The sequence below is a fragment of the Herbaspirillum sp. B65 genome, from assembly GCF_000333555.1.
GTDB lineage: Bacteria > Pseudomonadota > Gammaproteobacteria > Burkholderiales > Burkholderiaceae_D > Herbaspirillum > Herbaspirillum rubrisubalbicans.
Window position 1 is genome coordinate 1 of record NZ_BADI01000995.1, and the last position, 7,509, is coordinate 7,509.

At 63.4% G+C, this 7,509-nt stretch carries 7 protein-coding genes; 4 read left to right on the forward strand and 3 right to left on the reverse strand.

All coding sequences use genetic code 11. The annotated features are described in order from the left end of the window. From I5W_RS23355 to I5W_RS23365, 3 genes are all read right to left on the reverse strand, one after another. Positions 1-651, reverse strand: a 651-nt coding sequence (locus I5W_RS23355; RefSeq protein ID WP_044531046.1) for a ferritin, incomplete at its 3' end; no start/stop codon positions are given. 137 nt (positions 652-788) lie between these two features. Further along, complete coding sequence (locus I5W_RS23360) at positions 789-1,634, reverse strand: PhaM family polyhydroxyalkanoate granule multifunctional regulatory protein (protein WP_044531041.1); 846 nt, start codon at positions 1,632-1,634, stop codon at positions 789-791. A gap of 48 nt (positions 1,635-1,682) precedes the next feature. Then, on the reverse strand, positions 1,683-2,978 hold the full coding sequence (locus I5W_RS23365; protein ID WP_083893615.1) for a branched-chain amino acid ABC transporter substrate-binding protein: 1,296 nt from the start codon (positions 2,976-2,978) through the stop codon (positions 1,683-1,685). 115 nt (positions 2,979-3,093) lie between these two features. On the opposite strand from I5W_RS23365, the gene I5W_RS23370 reads away from it, so the two are divergent. The 4 genes from I5W_RS23370 to I5W_RS23385 all read left to right on the forward strand — a co-directional run bounded on the left by I5W_RS23370 (position 3,094) and on the right by I5W_RS23385 (position 7,230). Beyond that, the gene (locus I5W_RS23370) at positions 3,094-4,224 is read left to right on the forward strand and encodes a DUF3108 domain-containing protein (protein WP_044531042.1); all 1,131 of its coding nucleotides are present in this window, start codon (positions 3,094-3,096) and stop codon (positions 4,222-4,224) included. A gap of 163 nt (positions 4,225-4,387) precedes the next feature. Continuing rightward, positions 4,388-5,170: a DUF3108 domain-containing protein gene (locus tag I5W_RS23375; protein WP_044531043.1), complete on the forward strand. Its 783-nt coding sequence runs from the start codon at positions 4,388-4,390 to the stop codon at positions 5,168-5,170. Between the two features lie 96 nt (positions 5,171-5,266). Next, complete coding sequence (gene queC / locus I5W_RS23380; RefSeq protein ID WP_044531044.1) at positions 5,267-6,007, forward strand: 7-cyano-7-deazaguanine synthase QueC; 741 nt, start codon at positions 5,267-5,269, stop codon at positions 6,005-6,007. 38 nt (positions 6,008-6,045) lie between these two features. Beyond that, the gene (locus I5W_RS23385) at positions 6,046-7,230 is read left to right on the forward strand and encodes a serine hydrolase domain-containing protein (RefSeq protein WP_044531045.1); all 1,185 of its coding nucleotides are present in this window, start codon (positions 6,046-6,048) and stop codon (positions 7,228-7,230) included. Positions 7,231-7,509: the final 279 nt, after the last annotated feature.

Genomic DNA, 7,509 nt, shown 5'->3' on the forward strand with positions numbered 1-7,509 from the left:
CGGCTTTCCGGTGTCGTTGGGGAACAGCGCCTGGTTCACGTGCAGGTTGGTGGGGTGCAGCGGCTTTTCGGTACGGCGCGCCGAGGCCATCAACACACCGATCTTGGCGAAGGCGGCACGGGCCTTGTCGCCCACTTCGTTCAAGGCCTTCTTCATGTAGCGCAGGTAGGCGCCGCCGTGGCGGGCTTCGTCCTGGCTGATGATCTTGTAGATCTGCTTGATGACCGGCTCGGTGTGCCAGTCGGCGGCACAGCGGTACCAGTGGTTCAGGCGGATCTCGCCGCAGAAGTGCAGCATCAGGGTTTCCAGCGGCGGGGCCGGATCGAACTCGAAGCGCACGTTGTGCAGTTCTTCTTCGGTCGGGCACAGGTCCGGGCGGAAGCGGCGCAGGTATTCCATCAGCACCAGGGAGTGCTTCTGTTCTTCGAAGAACCATACCGACATGAATGCCGAAAAATCGCTGTCCCCGCGATTGTCGCGCAGGAACATCTCGGTCGCCGGCAGCGCCGACCATTCCGTGATCGCATTCATGCGGATGGTCTGCGCCTGTTCGTCGGTGAGCAAGGAAGCGTCGAACTTGTCCCAGGGAATATCCTTATCCATATTCCAACGGACCTGCTCTAGCGATTTGAACAATTCTGGGTACAGCATCTCAGTAGGGGCCTATATGCGTTAAGTGTTTGATTTTAACAAGATTTTCCCGATCCATACTAAAACGGTCAGGTTTCAGCAATATGACAAAGGCCCGGACGCTTCATGCGCCCAGGCCGACGCCGACCGGGCGCGGATCAGGGGGATGTTGGCTTGCGGGAGGCTGGCTTCTTGTTTTGCCGCGATTGTACAACAGCCGTCCGGGCCGGCGCGCTCGTATTTGCGGCACTCTTGGGAGCTTTCTTGACCGGCGGCTTCCTGGGCGCCGGCTTGGCCCCTTTGGCTGGCTTGGAAGCGCCAGCCGGCTTGGTTTTCGGGGCGGCCTTGGGCTTGGGCGCGACTGTCTTATTTTCGCTACGCTTGGCAGCCTTGGGCGGCTTGGCCGGCTTCAGCAAGGGCTCCTGGTCGGGCGTGCTGCCGGCCAGGGCATTGCCGACGGCGTGCTTGAATTGCTCCTGCAACACATTCCACCAGGCATTGGGGTTGGCAATGGCGGACTGGAAATCGGGGGCCGGCGGAACCACGGTTTCCTCTTCGACCGGCGGGGTCGGGTCGGCTTGAGGCGCTTGCTCCTCAGCAACATCTTGCGTCGAGTCTTCTTCCGACGCTTCTTCCGGGGCCGCCCCGGCGCCCGGCCACATTGGGAAACCGAAGGGGAAAGGCGGCGGCGTACTCGCCTCTTCATCAGCAGCCGTCTCATCGGCCGGAGCCTGGCGCGACGCCATGATGGCGCTCATGGCCTGCAAGGTGGAGAGCGTGGCGCTTTGCACTTCCAGGGTCTGGATGGTGGCCTTCAACATGTTCAGGTTCAGCTCCAGCCAGGAGGCCACGGTCTTCAGGTCCGCGATCTTCTTGTTGATGTCTTCCACCGACAGCGAGGGCGTGGCCATGGCGGGCGCGCCCATGCTGCTCCACATCTTCTTCATGAATTCGATGGTATCGGCTACCGAGCCTGCGCCCGGCATCTGCTCCTGGTTCAGCATGAGTTCGCTCCTGTTGTTGTGTGCTACCTGGTGCTACGTCTCTACGTATCAGCGTGGCGGGCGCTGCATCCGGCAGGTACTGGGCAGCGCCGTCTGCTCGGCCGGGATGAAACGCTCGGTGCGGAAGCCGAAGCCGCTGCCCTCGTTGTCGAAGCGGATGCCGCCGCTGTCGGCACGCTGCATCTGCATCAGGTAGAGCGGCTGGATCAGTTGATGATCCTCGGCCCGCATGGTCGCCTGGTGGAAGGCGTTCTGATAATGCGCGCCTTCCAGGGCATATGCAACCGCCTTGGGATCGGTGGTCCCGGCCTTTTCGATGGCCTTGACCAGCATGTCGATCATCACCTGCATCCGCAGATAGAGATAATCATCCTTGGGCTGCGGGTAGCGCTTGCGGAATTCCAGGTAATAGGCGTCGCTAGGCGAGCCCGGATTGCCGCCCGCATTGGGATGCCACTCAGCCACCGCCCGCACCACCCCCACCCCAGCCTCGCCGATGGCAGCCGGGGCCCCGAGGCTGTTGGCATAGAAGGTATAGAACTTGGCCTTGAAGCCGGCGTCACGCGCCGCCTTGACCAAGAGCGTCAGGTCATTGCCCCAGTTGCCGGTGATGACGGCATCCGCCCCGGCGCTGCGCATCTTGGCGATATAGGGAGAGAAATCCTTGATCTTGCCGATCGGGTGCAGCTCATCGCCAACGATGGCGATGTCGGGTCGCTTGAGCGCCAATTGCTCGCGCGCCGCCTTGGCCACCTGGCGGCCAAAGCTGTAGTCCTGGCCGATCAGATAGACCTTCTTGGTCGCGGGATCGGCTTTGATGGCTTCGGTCAGGGCCTGCATCCGCATGTCGGCGCTGGCATCGAAGCGGAAGTGCCAGAAGCTGCATTTCTCGTTGGTCAGGGTGGGATCGACCGCCGAGTAATTGAGGAACAGCACCCGATGATCCGGCTCGCGCTGATTGTGCTTGTTGACCGCATCGATCAAGGCCGCAGCCACCGCCGAACTGTTGCCCTCGATCAGGAAGGGGATGCGTTCATCGGTCAACTGGCGCAACTGCACCAGCGAGTCTTCCACGCCCAGCTTGTTGTCGAAGGTGGAGAGCTGCAACAGGTGCTTGCCATCGGGCAGGCTCACGCCACCGCGCGCATTGATGCGCTCGATGGCATAGCTGATGTTGCGCACCACGGCCTCGCCGGCATTGGCGAAGGGACCGGAGAGGCCATCGATCATGCCGATGCGGATCGGCGGCAAGGGGGCAGCAACGGCGGCGCAGACACTGGCCAGCGCCAAGAGGGCGGCCGAGCACACACGCAAAGGCAGGCGGGAAGACAGGGACAGGTTCATCAATTGACAGGGACAACGACCAAAAGCCGCATTGTACGTGGTTTGACCTGGCCTCTTGCCCAGGACGAACAGCCGGCCCACGACGACGGCCACGCGATCCGATAAACTGGCGGGCATGAGCGAAGTTTCCCTTCCACCCCGGCGCTGGCCGCGCCTGTTGATCCTGATCGCATTGAGCCTGGCGCTGCATGGGGTGGTGGTGGACTGGGCCCGGCACCACATCGCCCCCCCTGGCGCGGCACAGGAACCGGTCATCACGGTGGAACTGCGGCCGGTGCCGCCACCGCAGCAGCCGGTGGTCCTGCCGGCTCCCGCACCGGCGCAGCCCAAGCGCAGCAAGCCCGCTCGCCAAGCCGCGCCAGCACCGACGCGCCATGTCGAACCCTCCATCGAGCCCCCCGACGAACCGATCCGGGAAACGGTGGAACCGATCTACACGCCCGCCCCGCAGGCCGCGCACGCCATGCCAGCGGCGAGCACCGGCGTATCCGACGTATCCGGTGATGGCCAGGCACAGGGCGGCACAGCCACGGCAGACGCCAGCCCCGGCGACAGCCAGGCACCGGCCACGGGCAAGCAGTACCACACCAGCGCCCCGCCCAGCGCGCTGCTCCAATACGACGTCACCGGCACCAAGGACCAGCAGCCCGCCTATGGCCGGGGCAGCATCGACTGGCACAACGAAGGCAGCCACTACCGGGTGGAGGGCAAGGCCAAGGCGCTGTTCTTCACCCTGCTCAATTTCACCAGCGTGGGCGAGCTGGATGCCTGGGGTGTCTCGCCGGAGCTCTACACTGAGCAGAAGGGCTTCAAGTCGGCCACCAACACCCACTTCAACCGCGCGCGCAACCTGGTCAGCTTTTCCGCCTCCACCACCAGCTACCCGCGCCGTGGCGGCGAGCAGGACCGGGCCAGCCTGATCTGGCAACTGGCCGCCATCGGCCGTGGCGACGCCACGCAGATTCAGCCGGGGGCGGTGATCGACCTGTTCGTGGCCGGGGTGCGCGATGGCGAACTCTGGCGCGTACAGGTGCTGGGCCAGGAAGCTATCGACCTGCCCATCGGCCATCTGCAAACCTGGCACCTGGTGCGGATGCCCAAGCCCGGCTCCTATGACGATCGGGTCGATATCTGGCTGGCGCCACAGCATGAGTGGTATCCGGTGCGGGTGCGCTATACCGATCTGCGGCCCCCTGGCGACTACACCCAACTGGACTTGTCAGAACTCAAGCCACCGGAACCCTAAGGCCTGCCCGATCCGGCCAGCCCTGTCAAAATCGGAAACAATTGCGCACAATTGCGCTGCCAGACGGCAGAACCGTCACCGGGCATTCTGGTCGTATTTGTTCATATGACACCAACATGCCCCTCCCCCAAAGCCCTATAGAGACCAAGACGAAGAGCTCGCCATGAACAAATTTTCACATCGCCTCCTAACCACCACCCTCCGCACCCTGGCCGCCCTGCCACTGGCCGCGCTGCTGGCCAGCGCCCCGGCGCAGGCCGCCGAAGGACCGCACCCGGTCGAGAAACGTCCCTTCAACCTGCCGCCCTCGGCCGAGCTGCATTACGCCATCAGCGCCAAGCAAAGCGGCATCGACCTCAAGGGCGAGGGCCTGGTGAAGTGGACCCAAAGCAAGACCGCCTACAGCGTCACCACCGAAACCCGCGCCATGCTGCTGGGCAAGATCCTGGAAACCAGCAGCGAAGGCGCCATCGACGCTTATGGCCTGGCGCCGTCGCGCTTCGTGGAAAAACGCCTGCGCCGCGAACCGACCACCACCACCTTCAACCGCGAGCAGAACAAGATCACCTTCACCGAATCGGCCGAGAGCTTCCCGCTGCAAGGGGGCGAGCAGGACCGTACCGGCATCACCTGGCAATTCGTGGCCATGGCCCGCGCCAACGCCGCCAAGATGAAACCGGGCTCGGAATGGAAGTTCTTCGTGGCTGGCCCGCGCGATGCCGAGCAATGGACCTTCAAGGTGGTCGGCCGTGAAAAGGTCAAGACCGCCCAAGGCGAGACGGAGGCGCTGCACCTGTTCCGCAATCCACCACCGGACGACCAGGCCCAGAAGCTCGATATCTGGCTCGCGCCCAAGATGGAGTGGTATCCGGTGCGCCTGAAGTTCACCGATCCCAATGGCGACTATATCGAGCAGGTGCTGGATTCGGTCAACAAAACCCACTAAGCTAGCCACTGTTGAACGCGCGGGGCCTGGGCTGGCAGCGATGCCGCCAGGCCCCGCGTGCTTGTCCCCGTCTCCCTTCCAGCCTTGAGCAAGAACATGTCCGCTACGCCTCCCATCGCCCCCACCCTCAACACCCAAAGCGCCCTGGTGCTTTTTTCCGGTGGCCAGGATTCCACCACCTGCCTGGCCTGGGCGCTGTCGCGCTATGCCCGGGTGGAAACCATCGGCTTCGATTACGGCCAGCGCCACGCCATCGAGCTGCAAGTGCGCCCGGCCCTGCTGCAAAAGATGCAGACCTTCTCGCCCGACTGGCAAGCGCGCCTGGGCGAAGACCACATGATTGACCTGTCGCTGATCGGCAAGATTTCCGACACGGCATTGACCCGCGATGTCGCCATCGCCATGCAGGACAATGGTCTGCCCAATACCTTCGTGCCCGGTCGCAACCTGTTGTTCATGACGGTGGCCGCCACGCTGGCCTATCGCCGTGGCTTGAACGTGCTGGTGGGCGGGATGTGCGAAACCGATTTCTCGGGCTACCCCGATTGTCGCGACGACACCATGAAGGCGCTGCAGGTGGCCCTGAACCTGGGCATGGCCACGCAGCTGAAAGTGGAAACGCCGCTGATGTGGATCGACAAGGCCGACACCTGGTCGCTGGCCGAATCGCTGGGAGGCAGCGCGCTGGTGGACCTGATCCGCGCCGATACCCACACCTGCTACCTGGGCGAGCGCGGCCAGTTGCATGACTGGGGCCATGGCTGCGGCAAGTGCCCGGCCTGCGAGTTGCGCGCACGCGGCTACCAGCAGTACGCGGCACGCAAAACGACCGGCTGATCAGGCACAATAGGCTCACTTCTCCACGCCCGAGCCTCATGCCCATCACACCCTCCCAGCTCATCGCCCGGAGTACCGCCGCCCTGCTGGTGGTGCTGGCCGGCGCCGAGATCGGCCGCCGCCTGGCCGACCTGCCCAGCCTGCCGACGCTGGTCGACCTGCAATTCGACCTGACCCCGCGCAGCCAGAGCTACAAGGTGTTCCAGGCCAACCCGATTGCCCGCTCCAGCCATCCGCAGCCGCTACCCACGGCGCTGCGCGCGCTGGACATCCAGGTGCCGTGGAAGGATGGCCACAGCCTGTCGGTCAGCGATTTCCTCAAGACCACCGCGGCCCATGCCTTCGTGGTGGTGCAGGATGGCCGCGTGGTCTACGAGCGCTACATCGATGGCTACGATGCCAACACCCGCTTCGCCTCGTTCTCGGTGGCCAAGTCCTTCGTCTCGGCGCTGACCGGCGTGGCCTTGCAGCAAGGCAAGATCAAGTCGCTCAATGAACCCATCGGTCGTTATCTCAACCGCACCGAGATCGCCCCGGCCTACGCCAACATCACCATCGGCCAGTTGCTGGACATGCGTTCGGGCATCGATGTACAGGAAAACTATGGCGGCTCGCTAGTCTCGCCGGTGGTACGCATGTTCGTCAGCACCGACCTGCAACGCTTCATCGCGCGCCGTGACGGCCTGCGCTTTACGCCCGGTTCGCGCTTTGAATACCGCAGCATCGATACCCTGGTGCTATCGCGCGTGCTGGCCCGCGCCACCGGGATGCGCCTGTCCGACTTCGCCCAGCAAGCCCTGTGGGAACCGCTGGGCATGGAACAGGAGGCGACCTGGAGCGTGGATAGCCAAGAGCATGGCGTGGAAAAGGCCTTCTGCTGCCTCAACACCACTGCCCGCGACCTTTCCCGATTGGGCTTGCTCTATCTCGATGGCGGGCGCGTCGGCCAGCAGCAGATCGTCAGCCCTACCTGGGCCGCCGAACCGCGCCAGCCACTCAACAACAGCAATACGCTGGACTACCGCGACGGCTGGTGGATCCCGCCCGGCAATGCGGTGGACCGCGACTTCTCGGCCATCGGCGTGTTCGGCCAATACCTCTACATCAACCCGGCCACGCGCACGGTCATCGTCAAGTTGAGCGACTACGGAGTGGAACAGGATGAAGTGCTGACCCTGCTGGCCATGCGCAGGATCAGTCATTACTTGGCGGGGAAGGATTGAATTGGCGCTGCTTCATTGGCCCGTGCAATAAAAAAACCGCCTGTCTTGCAACAGGCGGTTTTTGCTGAATCCTAAAAATATATAAACGATATAAACAGTTTATTTTTTCGATACCAGCTTCTGCAGTTCGCATCAGAACAATTCGTTCTTCATCTGCGTCTTGGCCTTTTCTTCTTCCGGCGTCATCCCGCCGTGGTCGCCCATGCCCAGGTCGCGCACCATGGCGCTGGGCGGGAACTCGGAGTAGTAGTATTCACCGCCCGATTCGTCACGCCTCCG

Coding starts and splice junctions, on each gene's coding strand:
- I5W_RS23360 (WP_044531041.1), bottom strand. CDS start 1,634: ATGCTGAACCAGGAGCAGATGCCGGGCGCAGGCTCGGTAGCCGATACC.
- I5W_RS23365 (WP_083893615.1), bottom strand. CDS start 2,978: ATGAACCTGTCCCTGTCTTCCCGCCTGCCTTTGCGTGTGTGCTCGGCC.
- I5W_RS23370 (WP_044531042.1), top strand. CDS start 3,094: ATGAGCGAAGTTTCCCTTCCACCCCGGCGCTGGCCGCGCCTGTTGATC.
- I5W_RS23375 (WP_044531043.1), top strand. CDS start 4,388: ATGAACAAATTTTCACATCGCCTCCTAACCACCACCCTCCGCACCCTG.
- queC (WP_044531044.1), top strand. CDS start 5,267: ATGTCCGCTACGCCTCCCATCGCCCCCACCCTCAACACCCAAAGCGCC.
- I5W_RS23385 (WP_044531045.1), top strand. CDS start 6,046: ATGCCCATCACACCCTCCCAGCTCATCGCCCGGAGTACCGCCGCCCTG.